The sequence below is a fragment of the Pseudonocardia aurantiaca genome (assembly GCF_039526725.1).
GTDB classification, from domain to species: Bacteria; Actinomycetota; Actinomycetes; order Mycobacteriales; family Pseudonocardiaceae; genus Pseudonocardia; species Pseudonocardia aurantiaca.
Genome location: NZ_BAAAJG010000023.1, coordinates 1 through 26,961, shown reverse-complemented (window position 1 = coordinate 26,961; position 26,961 = coordinate 1). Strand labels below are relative to the sequence as shown.

Annotated in this window: 18 protein-coding genes; 5 read left to right on the top strand and 13 right to left on the bottom strand. The window is 70.9% G+C overall.

The genetic code is table 11. The features are described 5' to 3' along the window. The first annotated feature begins 102 nt into the window (after window positions 1-102). Both ABD143_RS28250 and ABD143_RS28245 read left to right on the top strand, forming a co-directional pair. Complete coding sequence (locus ABD143_RS28250; RefSeq protein WP_343984482.1) at window positions 103-1,884, top strand: N-acetylglutaminylglutamine amidotransferase; 1,782 nt, start codon at window positions 103-105, stop codon at window positions 1,882-1,884. 19 nt (window positions 1,885-1,903) lie between these two features. Continuing rightward, window positions 1,904-3,760, top strand: a complete 1,857-nt coding sequence (locus ABD143_RS28245) for a prolyl oligopeptidase family serine peptidase (protein ID WP_343984481.1) — start codon at window positions 1,904-1,906, stop codon at window positions 3,758-3,760. Window positions 3,761-3,824: 64 nt separating this feature from the next. On the opposite strand, the gene ABD143_RS28240 is transcribed toward ABD143_RS28245, so the two are convergent. From ABD143_RS28240 to ABD143_RS28230, 3 genes are all read right to left on the bottom strand, one after another. After that, on the bottom strand, window positions 3,825-5,399 hold the full coding sequence (locus ABD143_RS28240; protein WP_343984480.1) for a serine/threonine-protein kinase: 1,575 nt from the start codon (window positions 5,397-5,399) through the stop codon (window positions 3,825-3,827). Window positions 5,400-5,631: 232 nt separating this feature from the next. After that, the gene (locus ABD143_RS28235; RefSeq protein WP_343984479.1) at window positions 5,632-6,033 is read right to left on the bottom strand and encodes a putative collagen-binding domain-containing protein; all 402 of its coding nucleotides are present in this window, start codon (window positions 6,031-6,033) and stop codon (window positions 5,632-5,634) included. 30 nt (window positions 6,034-6,063) lie between these two features. Continuing rightward, a complete protein-coding gene (locus tag ABD143_RS28230; RefSeq protein ID WP_343984478.1) occupies window positions 6,064-7,344 on the bottom strand; it encodes a glycoside hydrolase family 140 protein in 1,281 nt (426 codons plus the stop codon). A 386-nt stretch (window positions 7,345-7,730) separates the two neighbouring features. Between ABD143_RS28230 and ABD143_RS28225 the strand changes: the two genes are divergently transcribed. Further along, window positions 7,731-8,165 (top strand): CBS domain-containing protein, encoded by a 435-nt coding sequence (locus ABD143_RS28225; RefSeq protein ID WP_343984477.1) that lies wholly within the window; start codon window positions 7,731-7,733, stop codon window positions 8,163-8,165. 130 nt (window positions 8,166-8,295) lie between these two features. On the opposite strand, the gene ABD143_RS28220 is transcribed toward ABD143_RS28225, so the two are convergent. Further along, window positions 8,296-8,922, bottom strand: coding sequence for a mycothiol-dependent nitroreductase Rv2466c family protein (locus tag ABD143_RS28220; RefSeq protein ID WP_379660006.1), 627 nt, complete (start codon window positions 8,920-8,922; stop codon window positions 8,296-8,298). A gap of 173 nt (window positions 8,923-9,095) precedes the next feature. On the opposite strand from ABD143_RS28220, the gene pepN reads away from it, so the two are divergent. Beyond that, entirely contained in the window at window positions 9,096-11,681 is a 2,586-nt protein-coding gene (gene pepN, locus ABD143_RS28215) for an aminopeptidase N (RefSeq protein ID WP_343984475.1), read from the top strand. 51 nt (window positions 11,682-11,732) lie between these two features. Continuing rightward, entirely contained in the window at window positions 11,733-12,884 is a 1,152-nt protein-coding gene (locus tag ABD143_RS28210) for a threonine synthase (RefSeq protein WP_343984474.1), read from the top strand. Between the two features lie 149 nt (window positions 12,885-13,033). Here ABD143_RS28210 and sbnA read toward each other — a convergent pair whose 3' ends face one another. The 9 genes from sbnA to ABD143_RS28165 form a co-directional block, all read right to left on the bottom strand. Then, the gene (sbnA, locus tag ABD143_RS28205; RefSeq protein WP_343984473.1) at window positions 13,034-14,023 is read right to left on the bottom strand and encodes a 2,3-diaminopropionate biosynthesis protein SbnA; all 990 of its coding nucleotides are present in this window, start codon (window positions 14,021-14,023) and stop codon (window positions 13,034-13,036) included. 36 nt (window positions 14,024-14,059) lie between these two features. Next, the gene (gene sbnB / locus ABD143_RS28200) at window positions 14,060-15,121 is read right to left on the bottom strand and encodes a 2,3-diaminopropionate biosynthesis protein SbnB (RefSeq protein WP_343984472.1); all 1,062 of its coding nucleotides are present in this window, start codon (window positions 15,119-15,121) and stop codon (window positions 14,060-14,062) included. Then, window positions 15,118-16,122: a TauD/TfdA family dioxygenase gene (locus ABD143_RS28195; protein WP_343984471.1), complete on the bottom strand. Its 1,005-nt coding sequence runs from the start codon at window positions 16,120-16,122 to the stop codon at window positions 15,118-15,120. The genes sbnB and ABD143_RS28195 overlap by 4 nt, the downstream gene beginning before the upstream one ends. Window positions 16,123-16,146: 24 nt before the next feature. After that, entirely contained in the window at window positions 16,147-19,338 is a 3,192-nt protein-coding gene (locus tag ABD143_RS28190) for a non-ribosomal peptide synthetase (protein ID WP_343984470.1), read from the bottom strand. A gap of 30 nt (window positions 19,339-19,368) precedes the next feature. After that, window positions 19,369-23,010: a Pls/PosA family non-ribosomal peptide synthetase gene (locus ABD143_RS28185; RefSeq protein ID WP_343984469.1), complete on the bottom strand. Its 3,642-nt coding sequence runs from the start codon at window positions 23,008-23,010 to the stop codon at window positions 19,369-19,371. Window positions 23,011-24,958: 1,948 nt separating this feature from the next. Beyond that, the gene (locus ABD143_RS28180; RefSeq protein WP_379660005.1) at window positions 24,959-25,486 is read right to left on the bottom strand and encodes a DUF5130 family protein; all 528 of its coding nucleotides are present in this window, start codon (window positions 25,484-25,486) and stop codon (window positions 24,959-24,961) included. Then, window positions 25,473-25,706, bottom strand: coding sequence for an aa3-type cytochrome oxidase subunit CtaJ (ctaJ, locus tag ABD143_RS28175; RefSeq protein ID WP_343984468.1), 234 nt, complete (start codon window positions 25,704-25,706; stop codon window positions 25,473-25,475). The genes ABD143_RS28180 and ctaJ overlap by 14 nt, the downstream gene beginning before the upstream one ends. Before the next feature lie 45 nt (window positions 25,707-25,751). Continuing rightward, window positions 25,752-26,654 carry an SRPBCC domain-containing protein gene (locus ABD143_RS28170; RefSeq protein WP_343984467.1) on the bottom strand — a complete coding sequence of 301 codons (903 nt, stop codon included), beginning with the start codon at window positions 26,652-26,654 and terminating at the stop codon, window positions 25,752-25,754. Window positions 26,655-26,732: 78 nt separating this feature from the next. Next, window positions 26,733-26,961 (bottom strand): hypothetical protein (locus ABD143_RS28165; RefSeq protein WP_343984466.1); only part of this gene is annotated, 229 nt, incomplete at its 5' end.

The following is a 26,961-nucleotide window of genomic DNA, read 5'->3' as shown; positions in this document are numbered from 1 at the left end:
CACAGTCGAAACCCGACCTGACTTGCGCGGACGGGGTGGCGCGTCGTCCACTCGAACCCACGGCCGTGTCCGGGTCCGTCCGATGATCGAGAGGTAGCGCGTATGTGCGGTATCGCCGGTGAGATCCGGTTCGACGGCTCCGACCCCGACGTCGCGGCCGTCGCACGGATCACCGCCGAGATGCACCGCCGCGGCCCGGACGGCTCCGGCGTGCACGCCGCCGGCGCGGTGGCGCTCGGGCACCGCCGCCTCAAGATCATCGATCTTTCGGAGCGCGGAGCGCAGCCGATGGTCGACGCAGAGCTCGGCCTCACGGCCGTGTTCAACGGCCTGATCTACAACTACCGCGAGCTGCGGGCCGACCTGGAGGCCGCCGGCTACCGGTTTTTCTCCACCACCGACACGGAAGTGCTCATCAAGGCGTTCAAGCACTGGGGACCGGCGTGTGTGGAGCGCTTCCTCGGGATGTTCGCCTTCGGGATCGTCGACCGCGACACCGGCGTACTGACGCTGGGCCGCGACCGGCTGGGGATCAAGCCGCTCTACGTCACCGAGGCGCCCGGCAGGCTCCGGTTCGCGTCGTCGCTGCCCGCGCTGCTCGCGGGCGGGGGCGTGGACACCTCGATCGACCCGATCGCCCTGCACCACTACATGACGTTCCACTCGGTCGTCCCGGCGCCGCGCACGATCCTCTCGGGGGTGCGCAAGGTGCCGCCCGCCACCGTCCGCACGATCCAGCCCGACGGCACGAGCAGCGACCACGTGTACTGGCGGCCCGAGCACGTCCGCCGTCCGGAGTTCGCCGGGATGAGCGCCCACGACTGGCGCGATGCCGTGCTGGAGGCGCTGCGGCTCGCCGTGCGCAGGCGGATGGTCGCGGACGTCCCGGTCGGCGTGCTGCTGTCGGGCGGGCTCGACTCGTCGCTGGTGGTCGCGCTGCTCGCGGATATGGGCCAGTCGGGCCTGAAGACATTCAGCGTCGGCTTCCACGCCGCTGCGGGCGAGGCCGGCGACGAGTTCGAGTTCTCCGACCTCGTCGCGAAGACCTTCGACACCGACCACCAGCAGATCCTGGTGGACCCCGCCCGCATGCTCCCGGCCGTCGACAACGCGATCGAGGCGATGGCCGAACCGATGGTGAGCCACGACTGCGTGGCGTTCCACCTCCTCGCCGAGGAGGTGTCGAAGTCGGTCACCGTGGTGCAGTCCGGGCAGGGCGCCGACGAGGTGTTCGCCGGCTACAGCTGGTACCCGCCGCTGGCCGGGGTGCCCCGCAACCGCGCCGTGGGGGCGTACTCCGACGTCTTCACCGACCGTCCGCATTCCGAACTGGCCGGCATCCTCGAACCCGAGTGGCTGTTCGACCACGACCCCAGCCGGGCGTTCGTCGCGGAGCACTTCGCGATGCCGGGCGCTGACAACACCCTCGACGCCGCGCTGCGGCTCGACTCCACCATCATGCTCGTCGACGACCCGGTGAAGCGGGTCGACAACATGACGATGGCCTGGGGTCTCGAGGCGCGGGTCCCGTTCCTCGACCACGAGCTGGTGGAGCTGGCCGCGGCCTGCCCGCCGGAGCTGAAGCTCGCCCACGGCGGGAAGGGCGTGCTCAAGGAGGCCGGACGCGGCATCGTCCCTGACGGGATCATCGACCGGCCGAAGGGGTACTTTCCGGTTCCGGCGATCCGGCACCTCGAAGGGCCGTTCCTCGACCGGGTACGCGACGCCGTCACGGACCCGGTGGCGAAGGCGAGAGGGCTGGTACGGCGGGACTGGCTGGACGCCATGCTGACCGACCCGAACGCGAAGCGGACGAACCTGGGCTCGAACGCGTTGTGGCAAGTGGCGCTGTTGGAGATGTGGCTGCAGGAGAGGGGGCTGTAGGGATATGGAGCAGGTGGGGGTGTCGGAGTTCACCGAGCGGCGGCTCGCCCAGCTCGGCGGTGGCGCCGACGCGCCGCTGTGCCTCTTCCCGCCCAGCTACACCCATCCGGTGCCCTCCCCCGACGGCACCCGGCTGGCCTGGATCTCCGATCGCGACGGGCGCCCGCGCGCCTGGATCGCCCCGCTCCCGACCGACGGCAGCCCCGTCGACGAACCGGAGCTGCCGCTGCCCTTCGATGGCGACGTCGTGGCCCTGAGCTGGTCGCCGGACGGGCTGTGGCTCGCCGCCCAGACCGCCCCGTACGGCGGGGAGCGCACCCGCGTGCAAGTGATCTCCCCCGACGGCGGCGAGGTGCACGAGCCGGCCCCCGGCGCGGCGGCCGCCACCCTCGGCACGTGGTCGCTCGGTGGCCGCCAGCTCGGCATCACGATCTTCGGTGCGGACGCGGGTGACGGGCAGGCCTGCCTCGTGGACCTGCGCGACGGCACGTCCACCGTGCTTGCGGCCGGCCCGGCGGCCCGGGTCTGCGCGGTCAGCGGTGACGGCAGGCGCGCTGTCGTCCGGCTGGGCCGCCGCGGCGAGCGCCGCCTGGAGCTCGTGGACCTGCGCAGCGGCCGCCGCACCGAGCTGCTGCCCGGCGGCGCCAACGTCGCCGACGCCCGGTTCGGGATCACCGGCCGCCAGCTCTACGTCCACACCGACGCGGGCCGGGAGCGCCCCGCGCTGCTCGCCGTGACGCTGCGCGGCAGCAGCGGCGTGTCCACCGTCTATCCCATCGCCGAACGCCCCGACGACGACCTCGACCTCGTGGCCCTCGACCCCAGCGGCGTGCGCGCTGCACTCGTCTGGAACGTCGACGGCCGCAGCGAGGTCGAACTGCTGGATCTGCGCTCGGCGCTGCTGGAGCCGCTCGTGCAGACCGCGGGCGACGTGGTCACCGGCGCCGCGTTCAGCCGCGACGGGCGGGCCCTGCTCGTGGCGAGCGAGGGTTCCACGGCGCCGCCCCAGCTCTCCCGCGTGCCGCTCGACGTGCACGGCGACGCCACCCCGCTCGTGCCCGCCGAGCCCGAGCAGGGTGCCGCGCTGGTGACCCCTACGCTCCATGAGTTCCCCGCCGAGGACGGGCTGCGCCTGTCCGGGTGGCTCTTCCGCCCGCGCGGCGCGCTGGGCCCGCTGCCCACCCTGCTGTGGCTGCACGGCGGGCCGGAGGCGCAGGAGCGCCCGGTGTTCCAGCCGCTGTTCCAGGCTCTGCTCGCCGAGGGTGTGGCCGTGTTCGCGCCGAACGTGCGCGGCTCGGCAGGCTACGGGCGCACCTTCGCCGCGGCGGACGACGGCGAGCGCCGCTTCGCCGCGATCCGGGACGTGCGCGCCGCCACCGACTTCCTGGTGTCCTCGGGGCTCGCGGACCCCGCGCACGTCGGGGTGTCTGGCCGCTCCTACGGCGGCTACCTCACGCTTGTGTCGCTGGCCTGGTTCCCCGACCTCTTCGCAGTCGGTGTGGACGTCTGCGGGATCTCCGACTTCGCCACCTTCTACGACCGCACCGAACCCTGGATCGCGTCGGCGGCCACCACGAAGTACGGCGACCCCGAGACCGACGCTGCCCTGCTGCGGGAGCTCTCTCCGCTCCACCACGTGGACCTGATCACCGCCCCGCTCCTGGTGGTGCACGGCGCCCACGACACGAACGTCCCGCTCGTCGAAGCGGAGCAGATCGTGGCCGCACTGCGCGAGCGTGGGGCCGCGCCCGGCTTCCTGCTATTCGACGACGAGGGGCACGAGGTGCACGGCACGGAGAACCGGACCGTGTTCGTGCAGGAGGTCGTGCGGTGGGTGACAGCCCACCTGCTCGACGTCGGCGAGCGCACTGCCTGACCGGCGCGTATGTGTGTGCAGAGCAGCTCTGCACACACATACGCGCCGGGTCAGGGGCGACTCACTAGCGGCTGAACGACTCCATGATCGTCTGCCCGTCCGAACCGGTGCCCGTCACGAAGGTGTAGGACTCGCTGGACGACGTGCCGTCGTCGCGCACGAAGACGACTGTCGCCTGCACGGTGTTGTTGCCGGTGGACCGCACGTTCTGGAGGCTCACCGACCGCAGACCCCCGTAGAAGTTGTCGAACGCGGTCTGCCCGCCCGACGCCTGCTGGGCCTGGGGGCTCAGCAACTGCCACGCCGCGTCGGTGTTGCCGGGCAACAGGGAGTAGTAGTGCTGCACGAACGCCGTCGACTCGGTGGGCCCGGGCGCCGCCGACCCGGACGTGCTCGGCGGAGTGGTGGTCGGAGCGGGGGTGGTCGTCGGACGCGGCGTTGGTGACGGTGTGGACGACGGGGCCGGTGTGGTGGTCGGCGCACCCGCCGGAGGCACCGCCGGGGCGCTGGCGGAAGCCGGCCCGGCGGGCGGGGTGGGCTGGTTGCCGGCGTTACCAGCGGCGCCGTTGAGCAGCGCGGCGAGCGCGCCGATGCCCGCGAGGAGCACAATCGCGAGCCCGATGAGCAGCGGCCGCAGGTTGCGCTTGCGCGGCGGGGGCGGAGGCGGCGCCGACACCGGCCGGAGCTCGGCGGTCGGGGTCGCCGGGGCCGGGCGTGGTGCGGCCGCGGCCCCGAGCGCGGCAGTGGCGGTGGCAGTGGCGGTGGTGGGAGCCGAAGCGCCGGTCAGGCCGTGGTCCCGGCCGACGGCGGCCGCCGCCAGGGCGTCCCGAGCCTGGGTAGCCGACGGGCGGCCCTCCGGCTCGCGGCTCAGCAGCCGCATGATCACGTCCATGACCGGCCCGTCCTGCTCGGGCGGCCGGACCTCGCCCATCGCCACCTTGTGCAGCAGCGCGTACGCGTTGTCGTTGAGCCCGAACGGCGGGGTGCCCTCGACCGCCGCGTAGAGCGTGGCGCCGAGTGCGAAGACGTCCGACGCGGCCGTCGGGTCCTGGCCGCGGGCCACCTCGGGCGAGAGGAACGCCGGCGTGCCCGCGATGAGCCCGGTTCGGGTGAGCTGCACGTCGTCGACGGCACGCGAGACGCCGAAGTCGGTGAGCTTGACCAGCCCGTCCTCGGCGATCAGGACGTTGCCCGGCTTCACGTCGCGGTGCACCACCCCGGCGAGGTGTGCCGCAATGAGCCCGTCGGCCACCTGGCGGCCGATGTCGGCCACCTGGCGCAGCGGGAGCGGTCCCTTCTCCCCGAGCACCTGCGCGAGCGACTGGGAGGGCAGGTACTCCATCACCAGCCACGGCCGGTCCTCGTACACGACCACGTCGAACATGCTGATGACGTGCGCGTGCTGGAGCCGGGCCCCGATCCGGCCCTCGCGCAGGATGCGCTGACGCGACTCCTCCAGCGCGTCACCGCCCGCCGCAGTGGGCGGCGCGGCCGCGGCCAGCAGCTCCTTCACTGCCACCGTGCGGTTGAGGAGTTCGTCGGTGGCCCGCCACACCGCGCCCATGGCGCCGGCACCGATCCGTTCGTCGAGCCGGTAGCGGCCGCCAACGCGGATAGGGGACTCGGGTGGCGGACTCATCGCCCGTAAGGGTATCGACGGACGCTGAGGTCCCGCTGAACCAGGGCGGCCGAGGGTGCTGAACAGCTCCGCCCGTCGCGAGCGGCGTCCAGGCGGCAGTGTGGCTGAGCCGTCCAGGGCGCTCCTACCTGCTGGTCACCAGCTCCACCAGCTCCACCAGCTCCACCGGCTCCATCGCGGCAGGCCGAGGCGGCTCGCGCACGCGGGCCACGAGCCGTAGCCGCCCCGGTCGTCACGCACCCGGGCCGCCACGGCGATCTGCTCCTCCCGCAGCAGGCCGCGGAGCGGCAGGCCCGCCGTCGGCGGAACCGGGGGCGACCTCCGCTGCCGGGTCGTCGAGGTCCTGACCGGACGCGCCGGTCTCGGGAGCGGTCCCAGGCCCACGCTCGGGCCCACTCCCGCGGCTCGTGCCCGGCGCGCCCAGGCCGGCCCCGGCGTCGTCCACGACGAGCACCCAGTCGGCCTCGTCGCCGTCGGTGGCGGGCGGGGTGAAGGCGACCGTGCCCCCACCCTCGACGGCGTCGAGCCGGTTGGCCTCGCCGGTGCGGGGGTCGAACCACCACGGCTGCGCGGAGCCGCCCGCCAGCGCGCCGAGGTCGACCGCCACGTCGTGGCCCGCGGGCGTGTAGGCCATGAGTGTGGACCCGTCCGCCGCGACGGCCGCCTAAATCCGCTCCGCTCCGCTGCCGGCGTCCGCGACGACGTCGGCGGGCTCGACGCGCGGCCGCGACTCGATCAGCGCGCGGAGATTCTGCATCTGCGCAGCGGCGGGGAACGCGAGCGCGTCCGTCCAGTCACCGCGCGCCCCCAGTTGCGCCCTGCGCCCGTCGGCGAGGAACTGCCATACCGCGTGGTGGCCGTACGTGTGCCCGGCCGCCCCGCCCAGCACGGACCAGTAGGCGTCGCGGCGCACGTCGATCGCCGCGGAGAAGCCGTCCTCGGGGCGCCAGCAGTACGGGTGGTCCTCGTAGATCGGCTCTCCGTCGACGAACGGCAGGCCTGCCGCATAGGTCGTCGCCACCAGCTCCGCGCGCACGTCGTAGCGCAGGCAGTGCCCGCCCTGGAACATGTGGAACCCCATCCGGTCGGCGCCCTCGAACCATGTGACGGATGTCTGGTCGCCGCGGGGGTGGTAGGTCATGAGCTGGTTGCCGCCGCCCGCCCGGATGCCGTCGGCGAGCGCGCTCCAGACGCCTTCGGCGCCGCCGGCGGGGGCGTCCCCGCCCAGCACCCAGACGACGTTGGGCGCGCTGCCGTAGCGCTGCCCGAGGAACTCCCCGTACCCGGCCGCGTTGTCGTGGGTGACCAGGCTGCCGACCTGCGTGTCGGCCCACACGGGCAGGATCGCCATCACGAGCCCGCGCTCGGCGGCCTGGTCCACTGCGAAGTCGACGTGGTCCCAGTAGTCGTACTGCTCCTCGTGGTCGGTGGTGGCGCCCTCGGTCACGGACAGGTCGCCGAGGCCGGAGCCGTAAGGCGAGTCGCCGTACTGGTTGGGGCCCGGCCCGCCGGCCTGGGGGAAGATCGCGACGGCCTGGATCACCGTGAAGCCCTGGACAGCCCTGGCCTCCAGGTACTCCTCGGTCTCCGCGCGTGTGAGGTTGACGAACAGGCTCCACGCCGTGTCACCGAGCCAGAAGAACGGCTCGCCCGCCCGCGTGAACGAGCGGCCATCGACGCGGATCGCCGCCGTGACCGCGCCGCCCTGCTCCGGGCACGCGCCCCGTTCGGCCCCGATCAGACCGCCGGTCACCACCCCTGACGCATCGATCCGGACCCGGTTCGACGCGCCCGTGACGTAACCGTCGCAGCCCCGGACCTCGGCGCGCGCGGCCGGCTCGGCCGCGCCGACGGACGCGACCAGCAGACCGCCGAGAACGACGGCGACAGTGGTCGCGGCGAGCACCGGCTGGAGGCCGGTACCGGAGCGGAACGGTCGGGGCACGGACCACCTCGGACCCACCCGCGAGGGCGGATGTCGGCAGGCGCAACGACCACTCGCGGGGCCGCCGCTGGGGGCATCCGCACGTTAGGCAGAGGCGGGGTCAACACGGGCCGGAACGGACAAACCGACAGCGACAAAATGATCGCCCCAATGCTGCATCGGTCGGTTCCGTCGCAGGTCAGGACCGGATTGATCAGTGCAGGGAAGGCCCCGATCGGGGCCGTCGAACGTTCACGATCGTTACCGTCCGCAAGCCGTTCGGCGCACCAAACTCGACATACCTCACGAGTGGTGCGCCGTTCCGGTGATCACAGCGACTTGATGGGCGCGGACGGGCTCCAACAGGAGCACCATGGGGGCACCGCAGCCGAACAAAAGGGGGAGAGATGAAGATCGCCGCGATTCTCGACACCAAGGGACATACCGTGCATTCGGTGCTGCCGTGGCACACGGTCGCCGAGGTCGTCGAGAGGCTCGGCAAGGTCGGAGTCGGAGCGGTACTCGTCTGCGACGAGAACAAGGTGATCAAGGGCATCGCGTCCGAGCGCGACATCGTCCGCGCGCTGCGGCGCCACGGTGCCGCGCTGCTCCCGATGCCGGTCAGCGAGGTGATGACGAAGTACGTCGAGACCTGCGAGCCCGACGAGACCGTGGCCCACGCGATGGCCCGGATGACTGCCGGTCGCTACCGGCACCTCCCGGTGTTGTCGGAGGGCAGGCTCGTCGGGATGGTGAGCATCGGCGACCTGGTGAAGAACCGCGTGCGCGAGATGGAGATGGAGACCGGTGTCCTGCGCGACGCGGTGATCTCGCGCCAGTGACGGTCTGGTGCCCTGATTGCAGCAGAGCCACGCTGGTGCAAGCGGGTTGCACGAACGTGGCTCTGCTGCAGGGTACGGCGCTGCATGGTACGGCGCTGCAGGGTACGGCGTTGTGCCGGAGGGGAGCCGGTCAGTCGAACTCGGGGGACTCCGTGCGGGTGCGCTTGAGCTCGAAGAAGTGCGGGAAGCCGGCGAGGAGCCGGGCGCCGTCGAACACGCGGCCGGCCTCCTCACCACGAGGGATGCGGGAGAGCACCGGCCCGAAGAACGCCACCCCGTCGATGTGGATGGTGGGGGTGCCGACGTCGAGCCCCACCGGCTCCATGCCGCGCTTGTGGCTCTCGCGCAGCTCTGCGTCGAACTCCGTGCTCGTGGCCGCGTCGGCGAGGGAGGCGGGGAGGTCCAGCTCGGCGAGCGCCTCCTTGATCACCACTTCGAAGTCCTTGTTGCCCTGGTTGTGGATCCGGGTGCCGAGCGCCGTGTAGAGCGGTTCCAGCACCTCGGGGCCGTGGGCTCGGGCAGCGGCGATGGCGACGCGCACCGGGCCCCACGCGCGTTCCATCACCTCGCGGTAGTTCTCCGGCAGGTCCCGTCCCTCGTTGAGGACCGCGAGGCTCATCACGTGCCAGTTGATCTCGACGTCGCGCACTGCACGCACCTCGAGCATCCAGCGGGATGTGATCCACGCCCACGGGCACAGGGGGTCGAACCAGAAGTCGACGCGGGCGGTCTCGGGGCTCGTCACAGGTTCTCCCATCGATAACGCTTCGACACTCATCCATTTGGCCAACCCCGCCTGCCCGGCCGGCATTCCCCGGCGGTCGCGATCGCAGGGGCACCACCGCTCGTCACGTGGTTGGATCGGCATCCAGGACCCCGGGCGTCCACGCACTCGACGCCCACCCGACACGTAGGAGTCGCGAGCAAAGCATGGCCCCGCCCAACCTCACCCGCACCGACGCCGAACGGCGCGCCGCGCTGCTCGACGTCGTCGACTACGTGGTCGAGCTCGACCTGACCGACGGCGGTGGCAAGCCCGGCGAGAGCACCTTCGCCACCACCTCCACCGTCCGCTTCCGCTGCGCCGAGCCCGGGGCCGACAGCTGGATCGACTTCGTGGGTGCCGAGGTCGCCTCGGCCACGCTGAACGGCCGGCCGCTCGACGTCAGCGGCTACCGCGAGGAGGACGGCATCGCGCTCCCCGGCCTCGCCGCGGAGAACGAGCTGCGGGTCGTCGCGACGGGCCGGTACATGAACACCGGCGAGGGGCTGCACCGCTTCGTCGACCCCGTTGACGGGGCCGTGTACCTGTACTCGCAGTTCGAGACGGCCGACGCGAAGCGCATGTTCGCCTGCTTCGACCAGCCCGACCTCAAGGCCCGCTACACGCTGACGGTCACCGCGCCCACGGACTGGAAGGTCGTCTCCAACTCGGTCATCGCCGAGACCGGCGAGGGCGAAGGCGGCGCCGCCGTACACCGATTCGCGACGTCCGAGATCATGTCCACGTACGTTGTGGCGCTGATCGCGGGCCCCTACGGCGAGTGGCGCGACGAGCACCGCGACGCGGAGGGGTCGATCCCACTCGGCATCTACTGCCGCGCGTCCCTCGCCCCGCACATGGACGCCGAGCGGCTCTTCACCGAGACCAAGCAGGGCTTCGACTTCTACCACCGCAACTTCGGCGTGCGGTACCCGTTCGCGAAGTACGACCAGCTCTTCGTCCCCGAGTTCAACGCGGGCGCCATGGAGAACGCGGGCGCGGTGACGTTCCTGGAGGACTACGTCTTCCGCTCCCGCGTCACACGCTTCCTCTACGAGCGCCGCGCCGAGACCGTGCTGCACGAGATGGCGCACATGTGGTTCGGCGACCTCGTCACCATGCGCTGGTGGGACGACCTGTGGCTGAACGAGTCGTTCGCCACCTGGGCGTCAGTGCTGTGCCAGGCCGAGGCCACCGAGTACACGGAGGCCTGGACGACGTTCGCGAACGTCGAGAAGTCGTGGGCGTACCGGCAGGATCAGCTGCCCTCCACGCACCCGGTGGCGGCCGACATCCCGGACCTGCAGGCCGTCGAGGTCAACTTCGACGGCATCACCTACGCCAAGGGCGCGTCGGTGCTCAAGCAGCTCGTCGCGTACGTGGGCCTGGATCCGTTCCTCGCCGGGCTGCGCAGCTACTTCTCCGCGCACGCGTGGGGCAACGCCACGTTCGCCGACCTGCTCGGCGCGCTCGAGGCGGCCTCCGGTCGTGACCTTTCCGACTGGGGCGCGCAGTGGCTGCGCACCACCGGGCTCAACCTGCTGCGCCCGTCGTTCGAGGTGGACGCGGACGGCCGGTTCACCCACTTCGAGGTCGTGCAGGGTCCCGCGCGCCCCGGCGCGGGTGAGCTTCGTACCCACCGCATCGCCGTCGGCGTCTACAACGACGCCGAGGACGAGGACGGCGGCACCGGGGGCAAGCTCGTGCGCACCCACCGGGTCGAGGTGGACGTCAGCGGCGAGCGCACCGAGGTGCCCGAGCTGAAGGGCGTGCCCCGCGGCAAGCTGGTGCTGGTCAACGACGACGACCTGACCTACTGCGCGCTGCGGCTGGACCCCGACTCGCTCGCCACGCTCGTGGACCGCATCGGCGACATCGCCGAGCCGCTGCCGCGCACTCTCTGCTGGTCGGCGGCCTGGGAGATGACACGCGAGGCCGAGCTCAAGGCGCGTGACTTCACCACCCTCGTCGCGGGCGGGTTCGCAGCAGAGTCCGAGATCGGCGTCGTGCAGCGGCTGCTGCAGCAGGCGCAGACCGCCGTCGCGTCCTACGCCGACGAGGCGTGGGCGGCCGAGCGCGGCTGGCCGCTGCTCGTCGACGCGCTCCGGTTCTACGTCGACACCTCCCCCGCGGGCTCCGACGCGCAGCTCGCCGGCGTCAACGCGCTCGCCGCGAGCGTGCTGCCGCAGAAGGTCCTGGACCGGATGCGCGGCTGGCTACTCGACGTCGACGTGCCCGAGGGCCTCACCGTCGACACCGACCTGCGGTGGCGGCTGCTGCACGCTCTCGTCGCGCACGGCGCTGCCGGCGACGCCGAGATCGAGGAGGAGCTCCAGCGGGACCCCACCTCCACCGGCCAGCGGCAGGCCGAGCGGGCGCGGGCGCTGGTGCCCACGGCCGAGGCGAAGGAGCGAGCCTGGCAGCGGGCCGTGCACGACGACGAGATCCCCAACGCGGTGCAGGAAGCGGTCATCAGCGGGTTCGGTCACCCCGCCCAGCGCCACCTGCTCGGCGGCTACGTCGAGCGCTACTTCGCCGAGGTCGCCGAGGTGTGGTCGCGGCGCACGAGCGAGCGGGCGCAGTCGGTGGTCGTCGGGCTCTTCCCGTCGTGGGCGGTGGACAAGTCCACGGTCGACGCCGCCGACGCCTGGCTCGCCGACGAGAGCCACCCGCCCGCCCTGCGGCGGCTGGTGTCCGAGGGTCGCGCCGGGATCGTCCGGGCGCTGGGGGCGCGGGAGTTCGACAAGTCGTAGGCGGTGTTCCGGATCCGCGATGGACGAAAGGGCTGTTGCGAGATGGGAAGCGTGACCGGGTCGATCGACCGCGCGGGTTGCGAGTGGCTGCAGTACGACTACGACCCCGCGCTGGTGGCGGGCGACCGGCCGGGTTCGTTCACCATGTGGCGCTACCGGGACCTGCTACCGGTACCCGACGGCCCGGTGCGGTACCCACTGCCGATCGGCGGCACGCCGCTGCTGCCCGCGCCTGCCCTCAGACAGGCCGCGGGCATCCCGCAGCTGTGGATCAAGGACGAGACGCGCAACCCGAGCGCGTCCAACAAGGACCGGGCCACCGCGCTGGTGATCGAGGACGGGCTGCGGCGCGGGCTGGACACGATCACGACCGCCTCCACCGGCAACGCGGCTGTGGCCACCTCGTTCGGTGCCGCCGCAGCGGGGCTGCGGGCCGTCATCTTCGTGTCCACCGGCTGCCAGCCGGAGAAGCTCGCGCTCATGACGGAGGCCGGTGCGCGGGTCTTCCAGGTGCCCGCCGGCTACGCGGCTGCCGTCGACCTCTCCAGGGCCGCCGCGCGGGAGTTCGGCTGGCTCGACCGCAACACCGGCGCCAACCCACTCACCATCGAGGCGAAGAAGACGGTCGCGTTCGAGGTGTGGGAACAGCTCGGCCGCCGGATCCCCGACGCGATGATCGTCCCGGTCGGGGATGGCCCCACGCTGGTGGCACTCGACAAGGGCTTCGCCGAACTCGTCAGCTGCGGCCTGGCCGAGCGGCAGCCGCGCCTCATCGGGGTGCAGGCCGAGAGGTGCCAGCCGTTGGTAAAGGCGTGGCTCGGTGCGCCCGCGGGTCCGGCGGAGCTGGATCCTGCGGGCACGGTCGCCGACGGCATCGCGGTGTTGCGCCCGGCCATCGGCGACGCCGTGCTGGACGCGGTGGGCCGCAGTGGCGGGGCGATGGTGGCGGTGAGCGACAGTGCGCTGCTGAACGCTGTGGCAACACTCGCCGGCCGGGCGGGCGTGGGTGCGGAACCCGCAGGCGCTGCGGCACTGGCAGGGCTGGAGAGCGCCGTCGAAAGCGGCCTGACGGACCGGTCGGAGACGGTGGTGCTGCTGGTGACCGGCCGGGAGGTCAAGGCTGCGGGGCCGCCGGCCGACCCGAGCCGGGTGGCGGTCGTCGAGAAGCTCGACGAGGTGGAGCAAGCGCTGGCGGTGAGCTGAGGCAAGCACCAGGCTCTGCACACACATACGCACAGGGTGTCGCCGTGAGATGGACATGAGAGTGACTCAGACAAGATCGAACAGCTCTCCTGCACATCTCACGGCCCAGGGACGAGCAGGTGGACGCGTATGTGTGTGCAGAGCCTGCGTCAACCCGTCCGCGCGCCGGCCTCCAGTCCGTTGGGGCTGAGCACGTCCTCGCCGTAGAGGTCCTGCAGCCAGTTGGACTGGTAGACCGTGTCCAGGTAGCGCTCCCCCAGGTCCGGGGCGATGGCCACCGACGTGAGCGCGCGCGTGTCGTGCTGCGACGACAGCCAGTCCATCGCGCCGCTGACGACAGTGCCGGTCGAGCCGCCGAACAGGAATCCGCTCTTGGCGAGGCGATGGCACGACCGGACGGTGTCCGCCTCCTCGACGTGCACCACGTCGTCGATGAACGACTCGTCGAGCAGCGGCGGGCGAATGTTCATCCCCAGGCCCGGAATCATCCGGCGGCCCGGCGGATGACCGAATGTCACCGACCCGGCCGAGTCCACCGCGATGATCCGCACCGGCCGGGGCCACTCGCGAAAGTAGCGCGCGCAGCCCATCAGGGTTCCGGTGGTGCCGGCGCCGATGAACAGCACGTCGAGGTTCGGGAACTGCCGTGCGATCGCCGGCCCGGTCCTGCGGTAGTGCGCCTTCCAGTTGCTCGGATTGCTGTACTGGTTGAGCCACACGTACCGCTCGTCGGACGCGCACAGCGCGCGCAGGTAGTTGAGCCGGGCGCCGAGGAAACCGCCGACCGCATCGGGCTCGGTGATGATGTGCACCTGGCTGCCCAATGCCTCCATCAGCCGCCTCGTGGAGAGGTTGCAGCGGGAGTCGGTCACGCAGATGAATCGGTAGCCCTTGCTCGCCGCGAGCATGCTCAGCGCCACGCCCAGGTTGCCGGACGAGGATTCGACCAGGACGGACCCTGGCGTCAGGACTCCGTCGCGCTCGGCGGACTCCACCATCTCGGTTGCGGCCTTCAGTTTGATCGAGCCAGCGAAGTTGAAGCCCTCACACTTCAAGAACAACGACTGCCCGAAGATCATCCGAAGGTCGACGTACAGCTCGTCTTCGTTGAAGACATGAGGGACGGATATAATTGGCACGATGGCCTCCTCAATTGCAGCATAGCATTCTGCCGCTCATCCGTACCGGCGCATTTCGTGGAAGAAGTCGTCGACGATGTGCAGATCGCCCGAGCGGTTCACCTCGTCGTATACGAATTTGGCGACGGCGAGATCGAGCACGCCGAGGCCGAAAGGTGAGAACACCACCGGCCGGCCCGCCGGCACCGTCACCTGCCCGGCCATCACGTCGTCCAACGTGCCGTGCAGGAAGTCCCGGTTTCCGGTGAGCTGCTCGGCGAGGTGCGGTGATGTGTCGGCCTTGAGGCAGTGGTCGACGTCGTCGACGATGTTGGTCGAGGCGAGCAGGATCTCCGGCGCGAGGTCGCGCAGTGACACGTGCAGCACCAAAGGGTTGTGTGCGAACCATGTCAGATCGCTGACGTGCGGCTGCGCGGCGACGGTGGCGAAGACCACCAGGTCGCTGGAGCGGATCAGCTGCTCGGCGTCCCCGTGAACGGTGATCCGGCCGGGCGGGTCCGCCTCCTCCAGATAGCCGCGGAACCCGGCCGCGCTGTCCGCTGACAGGTCGTGCACCCCGATCTCGTCGAACGACCACCCGGTGCCCGCCAGGAAAGTGTGGATGTAGCGGGCGATCAGGCCCGTCCCGACGAACCCGACCCTGGTCGGACGCGTCCGGCCGCGGGTGAGCCTGTTGGCCGCCAGCGCCGCCGACGCGGCAGTCCTGGTGGCGCTGATGATCGAGCTCTCCAGGCAGGCGAACGGGTAGCCGGTGTCGTGGTCGTTGAGGATCAGCACGGCCGAGGCTCTCGGGATCCCGGCCGCCACGTTCTCCGGGAAGCTGGAGATCCATTTCAGACCGTCCACCCGCACCTGCCCGCCGATCGAGGCGGGCAGCGCGATGATCCGCGCGGACGGGCGGTCGGGAAAGCGCAGGAAGTACGACGGCGGGTTCACCGAATCGCCTGCTCCATGCAGCCGGTAGGTGGCCTCGACGACCTCGACGATCTGCTTCTCGCGTCCCTGCAGCACACGGCGGACCTGGGCACCGGAGATCACCGCGAACGTCGGCACAGTGGTCGACTCGGTGATCGACTCGGTGATCGGGATCGTGGTCATCGGGCGCTTACCTCCACCGTCGGCGAGCAGTCGGCCAGGCGCACCGCGTCGGCCATCGCGACGAGCACCTCGCGCTGTCCCGCGTAGGCCTCCCTGCTGTGCGCGGTGCGCACGTTGTCGACGAGCATCAGGTCGCCTGCCTGCCACGGCTCGCGCCCGGTGTTGGCGTCGTAGACAGCGTTGAGCAACTGCACGATGTCCTCGCCGATCGGGTCGCCGCCACCGAATCGGGTGTTGAACGGCAACCCGTCGGCCCCGTAGACGTCCACCAGGTACTCGCGCACCTCGGGAGCCATCGTCCACTCGTTGAGGAACGCGATCTGGTTGAACCAGCAGCGCCGGCCCGTGACCGGGTGGCGCACGACGGCGCTGCGGTGCTGCCGGGTGCGCAGCCCGCCGTCGGGTTGCCACTCGAACCCGATCGCATTGGCCCGGCAGTAGCTCTCGACGGCGCCCCGGTCCTCCGTGCCGAACGCCTCCGCGAACGACGCCCCGATCTCGTCGTTGTAGCTGCGGGTGAGCAGCCAACCCTCCCGCTCGAACCGGTCGACCAGGGCAGGAGGCAGCGCGTCGAGCACGGTCGCCGAGTCGGCCACGCCGGTCGCCCCGCCCTCTGTGGGGGCGCTCAGGCACGCGAACAGCATCAGGCCGGGGAACTCGAGTGTGTAGCTGAGCTCGTGGTGCATGCACATCGGCTGGTTCGGCGGCCACTTCGACGAGGAGTACACGCCGTCGGCGTACGTCCGCCGGGAAGCGAAAGCCTCCTTCTCGGCCATGAGCCCGTTGGCCAGCCGCTGGAACACGGCCCCGGCCTCGGCCGCGTCCCGCAACCCGAGACCGCGGACGAGCACCGAACCGTGCTCGGCGACCACGGCCCGCAGTCTCTCCCGGTGCTCCGCCGCCCAGCTCAGCGCACCGCCGGCGGCCTCGGCCCGCAGCATGGGAGGTGCGCCGGGTCGCAGGTCGACGCCGAACGGCGATGTCAGGAATGAGGACGACATCTCGTTGTTCCTCCAGTTCCTTACTCAGGACGAAGTCAGCAGTTCGGCGGCCTGCAGCACGGCGTGCGCCGCCCCGGCCGGCCTGCTGCGCAGGAAGTAGTGGCCGCCGTCGGCGAGCTCGTGCATGTCGACGTGATCGGCGAGGAGCTGCCACTCGCGGTAGCGGCGCGGGAACTCCGTTGTCAGGGGGTCGTCGGCGGCGACGACCACGGTGACCGGCGCGGACAGCTTCACCACCGGCGGAGCGTCCAGTGCGTCGGCGAAGTAGCGGTGTGCGCACACGGAGTCGTGCCGGAACGCGGCGCCTACGTGCGCGGCGCGCTGCGCGTCCAGCTCTCCGAGCTCCGTGAAGCCGCCGTCCACGCTCAGCCCCGCGGCGATCTCGGCGTCGCTCCGCCTGGCCAGCGCGGTGATGGCGTCCCGCCGGTCGGTAGCGTCACCGAGCAGCTGCGCGGCGAGGAACACCCGCTGGACGTCCACCCCACGCTCCTGCAGCTTCCTGGCCGCCTCCACGGCGAAGGCGGTGCCTAACGAGTGGCCCCACAGCAGGACCCTGGTCAGGCCCCGCCGGCCGATCTCGGCGGCGACCTGCTCCACCACGGCCGCCATCGGCACGAAGGGCTCGGGATCCGCGGCCAGGTCGTGGCCGGGCAGCTCGACGGCGTAGACCGCCAGCCCGCTGTCTCGCAGCGCGCCCGCCATCGGCTGGAAGTTGACCGCGTTGCCGCCCGCGTAGGGGAAGCACACCAGGGCCCCGACACCGGGCCCGGCGGGTTCGGACAGCGCCTGAAGCAGCCCGGAGCGCCGCTCCGACCTGCCGTCGACCATCTGGGCGAGATCGGCCAGAACCGGGTGGCGGGTGATGTCCGTGAGGGACACCGCGCGCTTCAGGGTGATCGCCAGCTTCACGGCCGCCAGCGAGGTGCCGCCCCGGTCGAAGAAGTGGTCCAGCCTGCCGATCTGGTCCTCCGGGACGCCGAGCACCGTCGCCCACGCGGCCGCCAGCCGCCGCTCGGTCGGCGTGGCCGGCGCCCGGTAGTCCTCCTCGACGGCGTCGAGGTCGGTGGCGCGCGCCGTGAGCGTCGTCCTGTCGATCTTGCCGTTGGCGGTCAGCGGCAGGCTCTCCTGCCAGTGGAACGCCGACGGGACCATGTACTCGGGCAGTCGCTCGGCCAGCCGGTCCCGCAGAACGCCGGCCTCGAGCGGGCGCGGGCCGGAGTAGAAGGCCACCAGACGCTTGACCTGGTCGGCTCCTTCCGCGACCACCGCGGCACCGTCGCGGACACCCGGCACCCGCAGCAGGGCGTTCTCGACCTCGCCGATCTCGATCCGGAAACCGCGGATCTTGACCTGGTTGTCCCGGCGGCCGAGGAAGTCCAGCTTGCCGTCCGGCTGCCAGCGGCCGTAGTCGCCGGTGCGGCAGATCCGCTCGCCCTCCCGGAGCGGGTCGGCCGCGAAGAGCTGGCGGGTGCGTTCGGGGTCGTTGACGTACCCGCGGCCGACGCAGACGCCGGAGAAGACGATCAGGCCGGGTGCGCCGAGCGGCACCGGTGAGAGGTGCTCGTCCACGACGTAGACGTGCGTGTTGATGATGGGACGGCCGAGCGGGACCCGGTCCGCGTCCGGGACGCGGTCCATGACCTCGTGCACGGCGTCGTCCGAGGTCTCGGTCAGCCCATAGGTGTTGACCAGCTTGATGTCCGGCTGCACGGCGAACCAGCGCTCGACGAGCTCCTTCTTCAGGAAGTCCCCTGTCGGCGACACGGTGTGCAGGTCCGGCAGCTCGCGGGGGTGCTGCTCCAGGTAGGAGACGACGACGTCGAGGTACGACGGCACGACCTGGAGCACGGAGGCCCGGTTCTCGACGATCGTGTCGACGAACCGCTCGACGTCGAGGATCACCTCCTGGTCCACCACCAGGGTCCGGCCGCCCACCAGGAGCGCACCGACCAGCTGCCACACCGAGATGTCGAAGCACTGGGGCCCGGTCTGGGGGATCACCTCGCCCTCACCGACCTCGAGGTCGATGAGCTTGGCGTAGATGTGGTTGAGCATCCCCGCGTGCTCGCACATCGCACCCTTGGGTTCGCCGGTGGAGCCCGAGGTGAAGAGCATGTACGCGAGCTGGTCGGGCCCGACGTCGACGCCGAGGTTCCGGTCGGTGTGGTCCTCGGCGTAGGCCGCGTCGACGACGAGCGTCCGCAGCTCCGGCAGGGATTCGAGGGCCTCGTCGAGGGTGGTGGTGCTGCCGCGCTCGGTCAGCACGAGATCGCAGCCGGAGCGGGAGAGTGCCTTCGCGATGCGACCGGCCGGGAAGTGCGGTTCGAGCGGCAGGTACACACCGCCCGCCTTGAAGATCGCGAGGACGGCGGCCATCCAGTCGAGGTTGCGCTCCATCACCACCGCCACGACACCCTCCCGCGGCAGTCCCCGCGCGCGGAGGGCACGGCTCAGCCGGTTGGCCCGGGCGTTGAGCTCGCGGTAGGTCCACTGCCGATCGCCGTGCACGGCCGCGACGGCGTCCGGATGTGCCTCCACCCGCTCCTCGAACAGCTCGTGCATCCGGCGGTGGGGCAGCTCCCGGCGAGGTCCTGCGAGCCCGTCGCGCTGGAACTGCAACTCCTCGGCGGAGAGCAGGCTCTGCCGCGTGTGCTCCGCGTCCGGGTCCGTGGCGATCAGCGCGAGCGCGGTGAGGTGGTAACCAGCGATCCTGGCGGCGCTGTCGGCGTCGAGCGCGTCGCTCCGGTACCGCAGCCGCAGCACGGGCCGGCCGTCGTGCGCCGGTGGGAACCCGACCGACAGCACCGTGTCCTCGGCGAGCTCGCCGCCGTCGCCCGTCGGATCGAACACGGTCTCGAACGCCGGTCCGGCCAGGCCCGGCTCGCGCCAGCGATCCGAGTCGGCCCGAAACGTGTCCTTCACCAGCGCCCGCCACGAGCCGGATTCGGTCGTCAGCCGGCAGGGCAACGCGCGGCCGCCCGCCGTCGTGACGTAGCCCGTCACGACCTCACGCTCGCCGGACAGCGCGGCGAGCACTCTGGCGTGCGCAGCCAGCAGCACCGTGCCGGACGGGACGGCCAACTCGTCCGCGACGCGGTCCACCGCGGCCAGGAGGTCAGCCGGGATCGCCGTGTCGTGCTCGGCAACGCCGGGGACCGGGTCGAGGGTCCACCGCGGGATCGCGGTGAAGCCCCCGGTCGCCGCTGCTGTCGTCATCTCCGTCGTTCCTCCTCGATCACGGGGCCGTCATCGGCCCTGCTGCAGCGCGGTCCACGTGGCCACGGCGACCGTCCCGTCGATCGGCAGCCCTCGCGAGGCCTGGAAGTCGCGCACCGCCCGCTGGGTCATCGACAGGAAGTCGCCGGTGGCCGGCAGGGGCCGGTTGAGAGCCACGGCCAGGGCGTGCTGCAGCCGGCTCACGTGCTCGCCGTGTGCGCCGACGCGAAGCACCGGCCGATCGCCGCCTGCGAGCAGCGCCACCGCCGTCGCCCGCCCGACGGTGCCGGCCGGGTCTCCGGTAACACCCGCGACCTCCTGGAAACGCCGCACGGCCGCATCGGTCGGGCCGTCCATCTCCCCGTTCGCGGGTCCGGCGTAGTAGCCGAGCCGCTGTAGGTGCTGCTGGGCGCTGACGACCTCATCGCCGCGACTGCCTGCGCGCAGGCCCGCGTCGAGGAGGGGCACGTCGGTGACCTCGAACCACCGCAGGGTCGCCGGGACCGGCGCCGCGACCGGAAGGGGCGCTGGGTTCGGCGCGGGCGGCGCCGGAAGCGCCAAGGGGGCAGCGGGGGCCGGACCGGACGCCTGCGGGGCCGGCGCCAGGGACGACAAGCCGCTCCAGTTGGCGACTCCAAAGCCGGCCACGGCGACCAGCGCGACGAGCACGCCGGTGGCCGGCACCGCGGCCCGGTGCCGCCGGGCCGGCCTGTCGACCACCGGCCGCTCGATGACCGGCCGCTGGACCACCGGCGCCGCGTCGCGCGGGGCTGTCCGCTTCGCATCCAGCAGGTCGGGCATCTCGCGCGCCGGATTCCCACCCCAGTGGGCGTGCGGCGGCATCTCCTCGCCCTTCATGAGGAAGGAATCGGCCGCGAGCACCGCCCCGTCGCCCATCGTTACGCCGTAATGGACCATCGCGCCGACCCCGACGGTGCAGCCGGAACCGACCGTGATGCCATCGCACTTGTAGGCGTAGTCCTCCTGCGAGTGGCACTGCAGGCCTGTGTTGGCGTTGAGGGTGACGTCGTCGCCGATCGACACGATGTTCTTCTCGGCCAACGTGGCCCCGTCATCGAAGAGCCGCTTCCCGACCCGGACGCCCACCAGCCGCCAGAGCACGGCCTTGAACGGCGTGCCGTTGAAGATCCGGTGCAGTCCGATCCGGGCACAGAACTTGAAGAAGCGTTCCGTCCGCCAGAAGTCGATCTCATAGATCGAGCAGTACATCGGTCGCGCGCCCCGGAATCCCGTTGAGGCACGCTCCAGCATTGCGAGGTAGACGACGCTGAAAACGAGGATGAGGACGTTGGCCAGCGCGATCGTCCACGCACCCAATGAGTCGTAAAGATCCGCCGCGATGAAGGTGATCAGCGTGAGCACGAAGTAGTAGAACCACCTCGCCAGCAGGACCCACCGGATCGTCGCACGGTTGTACCTGTCCTTGGCAGCGAGGCGGCGCGGGAAGTCGTCCCCGCGTGCTACCTCGGCGAACCGGCTGTCCCGCTCCACCGAGCGCGGGATCCGGAAGCTGGGCGACCCGAGGAGCCCGACACCCTCCCGGACCTCCCCGTCGATCGGGACCAGCACCTTCGTCGCCAGGAGGCAGTTGTCACCCGTCCTCCCCTGTGGGGGATAGACGATCTCGTTCCCGAGAAAGTTGTTCGGCCCGATCGACGCCCGGGACAGGCGGAAGGACGTACTCGAGTAGTCCGTATTGATGAACGTCAGCGCGGCGGCGATCTGGGTTCCGCTGCCGACAGAACTCAGGTAGGGGTTTTCGTGCTTCACCTCCATGCCGAAGTTCGACCCGGTCTGGACGACGGGAGACAGGCGGTACCCGAGGCCTCGCAGATAATGAACAATATAGGAGCTGTCGCCGAGGAGCTCGTGGAAGAACTTCCGGTTGGTCAGCCGCGAGATGGTCCGGTGGACCGAGTAGTGGAAGCCGTACAGCTGGTAGGTCCGGTCCGGCTTGAGCATGAGGTTGAGCGCGCGAGGGAGGGTGAACACGAGGAGAAGGGCGACGAGCTTGGAGCCGAAGAACAGCACCACGGAGAACGCCAGCGCGGAGACGAAGAACGACCAACTCGTGAAGGCTGCCGGTCCCTGCTGCAGGAGCGCTGCGAGCCACGGGATCTCGCCGAACAGCGTGGCCACGAGGCCGAACGTCACCGGCAGGACCACGAACAGCAGGTTCATGAGCTCCAGGGCGGAATAGGAGACCCTGCGCCTGGTGCTGATGTGGGACTGTTCAACGCCTCGGTAGTCCGCGACGGTCCGCTCGCCCGGAGACCCGTGCCAGCGTTCGCCCGCCGGCACGGTCTGCCCCGCGTGCAGCGACGAGGCATGGCCGAGTTGGGCTCCATCGCCAAGCGAGGTCTCGATGTCGAGCACCGCCTTCTCTCCCACGAAGACGTCATTGCCGAGGGTGACCGTGCCCGTCTGGATCAGGCCGCCACGGGCCCGGTAGCAGTTGAGATACGCGTCCTTGCGGACGACCGCCCCGGCGCCGATCGTGAACAGGTCGGTGCACACGGGCACATGCCGGGAGAAGATCACCGCGCCACGTCCGACCTTCGCGCCCAGTGCCCTCAGGTACAGCATGTAGATCGGCGAACCGGCGAACAGAACCAACGGGTTCGCCGCGGTCATCGTCTTGACCAACCAGAAGCGGACGTAGGCCAGGCTCCAGATAGGGATCTCCTGGTGCGTCCATCGACCGATGAGCACCCATTTCACCAGGATCGGAAGCACGGACGCCACGACGAAGACCGCCGCACCGGCCGACACCGCCCGAAGGTAGTCATCGATCAGACTCCCGCCGAGAGAGATCCAGATGAAGGCCCGTTCGAAGATGAGTGCGGCGAGGTAGGTGTATCCGAGGAAGATCAGGGCCTGCAGCGCTCCGCACAGGACGAACTGCCTCGTGCTGGCTCGTTTCGTCACGTCGGTAGTCGGCGGGTACGTCTCGGTCGGCGCCGGGACCGACGACTCGACGGGCGCCGACGTGACGTCCGTGTACGCCGTCGCCAGGCTTCTGATCGTCGGATGCTGGTACACGTCCTTCATCGACACCGACGGCAGATCCGCCCGCTTCCGCACCCGCGCACAGAACTGGGCCATCACCATCGAATCAGCACCCAGATCATCGAAGAAATGACTCTCCACCGACACCCGCTCGACACCCACGACACCCACCAGAACCTCGGCCAGGCTCTCCTCGACCGCGGCAGGCCCACCGACCGGAAGCGCCGGCGCAAGCGCACTGGCCAGACTCCTGACCGTCGGGTGCTGGTACACGTCCTTCATCGACACCGACGGCAGATCCGCCCGCTTCCGCGCCCGCGCACAGAACTGGGCCATCACCATCGAATCAGCACCCAGATCATCGAAGAAATGACTCTCCACCGACACCCGCTCGACACCCACGACACTCGCCAGAACCTCGGCGAGGCGCTCCTCGATCGGCGCCGGCGCAATGACCGGAACTGCGGGCGAAAGCGCGGTCGCCAGGCTTCTGATCGTCGGATGCTGGTACACGTCCTTCATCGACACCGACGGCAGATCCGCCCGCTTCCGCACCCGCGCACAGAACTGGGCCAGCACCATCGAATCAGCACCCAGATCATCGAAGAAATGATCGTCGATCGAGACCCGCTCGACATCCATGAGGCCTGCAAATACCTCCGCGAAAATCCTTTCGGTGTCGGTCGGCGCAGGCGCGGGCCTGCCGTTAATTGTCGAGGTTTCAGAAAGATCGGCGGTTACGACCTCGACAGCTTTTCCCAACACATGAACTCCTTGCCCGGAAATCGGCGACTTCCTGCAATGTCCGAGATTCGTGAAGGAACATCCGCCGGGTTCGTGCGGACAGCGAAACCCGTGATCCCCGGATGCCTCGTGCGGTGCCGGGCGCCCGACGGGGAGACAGGGTGGCCTCGCCGGTGGGCGTTGGCAAGCCGCCCGCCAGGGTCGCGGATGCGCTCCCCGACGTCTGGCCGATCGCTGCCGGGATGAGCTGGGGGGTTGCACCGCCAGCCCGCCAGTCCCGACCCGCGCCGAGCGCGGCCGTGCGGGACCTGGGCACCGTCCCGGCAACGCGCGGCCTGTCGGCGGCGCCGGGATGGTCCATCCGCGTCATTGATTCCTCCTGGCTGCGCGGCCGCCGCCGTGGCGGTCTCGGAACCCTGGTAATCGGAGGGCAATAGCTGTTTGTTTCCGAGTCGGGGCCCCTTCACCCGCTCGGTCGCGCCTCTCTGGCCGCGCCCGGCGATGCTCGCCGATCTCCACCCGAAGGAAGGCGGATTGCCTCTTTTGGGGTGAAAATGCCCCCGGCGACGTGGGCGTTCGAGCGCGGCACGTCGAAGTGGATAACGATCCGGGCGCTACAACCGCCGGATAACCGGCGAACGGTTCGCCGCATCGGCAGAGCGCGGGTCGACGGCCATATCACCCGTTCAGCGGGTCCGCCGGGCGCTCACGCAGGGGACTCGACCCGGGCAGGGAACCTGAGAACGACGGGCGCGGCCTCTCAGGTGGCGGAGTGACCGCTCAGCCGGACAGAGGGACGCGGCTCAGCATCCGGCGGGCACGGCCGCGCAGGCCGGAACGCGGCGCACGCGGTGGCCCCACACGCTCCACAGTCTGAGCCCTGCCGGTAGTGCTCGTGCGCTTCCTTGGCGTGCCCGCAGACGCAGGGGTCCACGATGGTGCGCGGCGCCTGCGGGGAGTCAGGCGGGGAGTCAAGCGAGGAGTTAGGCGGGGAGTCAGCGCGCTGGGCCGGGATGGCCGCGCGGGGATCGGGAACTGCGGGAGCGTCCTCTGGCGAACTGAGCGCGACTTCGGGCGCGTCCGCCCCGTGTAGTCGGCCGTGCCCGGCGCCACTCGGCCTCGATGCCGATTCGCCCATGCTCCCGCCCTTCATCAGTCCCTGGCACCGAGGGGCGTCGCGAAACAGCGACAACGGCGCAGACCGGGCCTATTACTCAACCAGCTCGCATGTGACGAGGAGATCGGTACAGGGTTCCTCCGGCGGACCTTGCGAAACACTCGGATTCTGTCGGCTGCCGATCAGCTCCGGCGAAGGAGCCGTCGCACGATCCCCTTGCGCTTCACCGACCGGAACTTCGCGCAGGCAGTGGCTCCGCAGACGCCGCAATCCGTGCCCGCCCGGTAGTGGTCGTGGGCGGCCTTCGGGTGGCCACAGGTGCAGGGGTCGACGACCGCGGGCCGCTTCGGCGGCGTGTTCGGGCTGACCGGGGCCGCGCGCTGGGCGGGAACAGCCCCGTCGGGGACGGCAGGGATGCCGACGGGCGGGGTGAGAACGGACGAACCGGTCCCTGGTCGACGGCCGCCGCGCTGTGCTGCGCGGTCCCTTGCCAAGTCATCCATGGTGGGCCCTGCCCTTCGTCGTCCGTGGCCGCGTAGCCCAGTATGCGTCGGCCTCGACGGAACGACCATCACTAACTCCGCTGAAGCACGGAGGTTACGGACGTTCGCCGAACGGGCGATCTGGGCGTTGACCGGTGCACGATACGTCGAAAGGGATCATCGGAACGTAACGCCCGACGACGAATCAGGGGCGTGCATCCCGACCTTTCGGTCAGGAGAGGGTGGGTCAGCGCGTGCGGCGCCGGCCGCCCGCCTGGTCAGCAAGCATCCGCAGGCCGCTGAGCAGCCCACCGAGCAGGTCACCCTCCTTGAAGGAGGCGACCATGCTCATGACGGCCAGCTTCGCGCCGCGGTCGGGGAGCCGCAGGCGGGCCTCGGGGCCTGTGACGACCTCCACATGCCGTTGCTCGGGGTCAACCGCGACGAGCACCGCCTCCACGGAACCGTCCAGCTGGTCCTGGAGCTCGACGGCCCGCTTCTGCGGGTCCTCGCCGAGGTCGCCGAGGTAGACGCTGAACAGCAGCCCGGTCTCCCGGCTGGCGAGCGTGAGCGCCTCGTCGAGCCGGGCGAGCTGCACGGGCGTGAACGGGTGCTCGCTGCGGGACGGCTCCTGGAACACCTCCGCAACCGAGATCCGGCCGGAGGAGGTGACGACGGCCCCGACGGGCAGCTCCTCGCTCTGCGGGTGCGCTACGGACGTGCCGGTGCCGCCGTGGTCGGTGGTGCTCCCGGGGTGACCTTCACCAGTTGCCACGGGCACCTCCACGCTCGCCGGTCACCACGAGGCCCTCGACGGACGGCAGCTGCGCGCCCTGCGGGTTGGCCGTCCACCACATCGGCTCGTGCGGCCACGGCTGGCCGACCCGGTACCGGGGCCTGCGAGCCATCCGCGGAGCGACGACCAGCAGCGCGATCAGTAGGTACAGCCCCACCGCCGGCACCACGTAGATGAGGATCGTCTGCAGCACGCTCACGCGTAGACGATATCCCGCGGGGGCGTGGGGCCTGCGGCCGGGCGGTCACCGGCGGAAGACCGTCTCCATCTTGTCGAGGCACTGCTCCAGCCCGGCCCGCGAGATGTCCCGCGCTTCCGCAGTGCCGTAACCGAACTCGCTCACGGTCAGCTCGGTGCGACCGCTGTCCGCCGGGCGGAGCGTGACCACGTGCCGCACCTCCCGCGGCACCCCCGGCGGGATCGAGGACTCGTCGAGCGGCTTGCCGTCGGCGTCGACGAAGTGGAGCACGAACTCGATCCGCTCGGGCGGGGTGATCTCGCGGTAGGTCCATGAGTTGTACATGTCCTGGCCCCCGTACTCCGCGGGCGCGCGCATGCAGACCAGCGACGTGCCGCCCACCCGGAAGTCCATCTCGGCGCTCGGTGAGGTGAAGCCGACCGGCCCCCACCAGCGTCTGACGTGGTCACCGTCGCTCCACGCCAGCCACGCCTGCTCCGGCGGGGCGTCGAGGAGCCGGGTGACGGAGAGGTCGTGCGTCACGGTTCCCGGGCCGGCGCCGCGGGCGCTGATCTGCTGCACGGCCCACTCGTTGCCGTCCGGGTCGCTGAACCGCACGAACCCGACGTTGTCCAGCGCGTCGCCGTCGGTGGCCGGCCGGGAGCCCTCGCGGCCGGCCACGGTGACGCCGCTGTTCTCCACACCCGCCTCGACCAGCATCCGGTGCGCCGCACGCACGTCGGCCACCACGAGCTGCAGCCCGCGCTGCGCTCCAGGCGCCATGTCGACCATCCCCGTGGACACCATGATCGAGCAGCCCGACCCCGGCGGCGTCAGCTGCGCGAACCGCGTGCGCTCGTCCAGGGTCGTGTCAAGGTCGAGCGCGAAGCCCAACTGCCCGGCGTAGAACGCGATCGCGCGGTCCACGTCGGTCACCGGGACGGGCACCACTTCCAGCGTCCAGTCCACGTCTGTTTCCTCCCTCTCGGCTGAGGGGAGCCTGCCCCCGACGGGCGCTATTGGGCATCCGTGGTGGCCACCGGTGCGCTACGGGGCCGCCACGTGGACTCCGAGCGCGGCCGGCTCGGCGCGGCCCTCCGCGGCGCGGGTGGGCAGGAACATGAGGGTGCGGGCGCGCTCGAGGCGCGCGCCGATGCGCTCCCAGCCGCCGACGGCCGCGGCCAGTGCGTCCTCGTCGCCGCGCAGCCGGCCGTCGGCCCTCGCCAGGCACGCCGCCGCCCACGAGTTGCCCGCGGCGGCGGCGGCGGCCGCGCCC

Bases quoted from the DNA above. Each gene is read 5' to 3' on its own strand.
- ABD143_RS28250 (WP_343984482.1), top strand. From the start codon at position 103: ATGTGCGGTATCGCCGGTGAGATCCGGTTCGACGGCTCCGACCCCGAC.
- ABD143_RS28240 (WP_343984480.1), bottom strand. From the start codon at position 5,399: ATGAGTCCGCCACCCGAGTCCCCTATCCGCGTTGGCGGCCGCTACCGG.
- ABD143_RS28235 (WP_343984479.1), bottom strand. From the start codon at position 6,033: ATGGCCTACACGCCCGCGGGCCACGACGTGGCGGTCGACCTCGGCGCG.
- ABD143_RS28225 (WP_343984477.1), top strand. From the start codon at position 7,731: ATGAAGATCGCCGCGATTCTCGACACCAAGGGACATACCGTGCATTCG.
- ABD143_RS28220 (WP_379660006.1), bottom strand. From the start codon at position 8,922: ATGGGAGAACCTGTGACGAGCCCCGAGACCGCCCGCGTCGACTTCTGG.
- pepN (WP_343984475.1), top strand. From the start codon at position 9,096: ATGGCCCCGCCCAACCTCACCCGCACCGACGCCGAACGGCGCGCCGCG.
- sbnB (WP_343984472.1), bottom strand. From the start codon at position 15,121: ATGACCACGATCCCGATCACCGAGTCGATCACCGAGTCGACCACTGTG.
- ABD143_RS28195 (WP_343984471.1), bottom strand. From the start codon at position 16,122: ATGTCGTCCTCATTCCTGACATCGCCGTTCGGCGTCGACCTGCGACCC.
- ABD143_RS28190 (WP_343984470.1), bottom strand. From the start codon at position 19,338: ATGACGACAGCAGCGGCGACCGGGGGCTTCACCGCGATCCCGCGGTGG.
- ABD143_RS28185 (WP_343984469.1), bottom strand. From the start codon at position 23,010: ATGGATGTCGAGCGGGTCTCGATCGACGATCATTTCTTCGATGATCTG.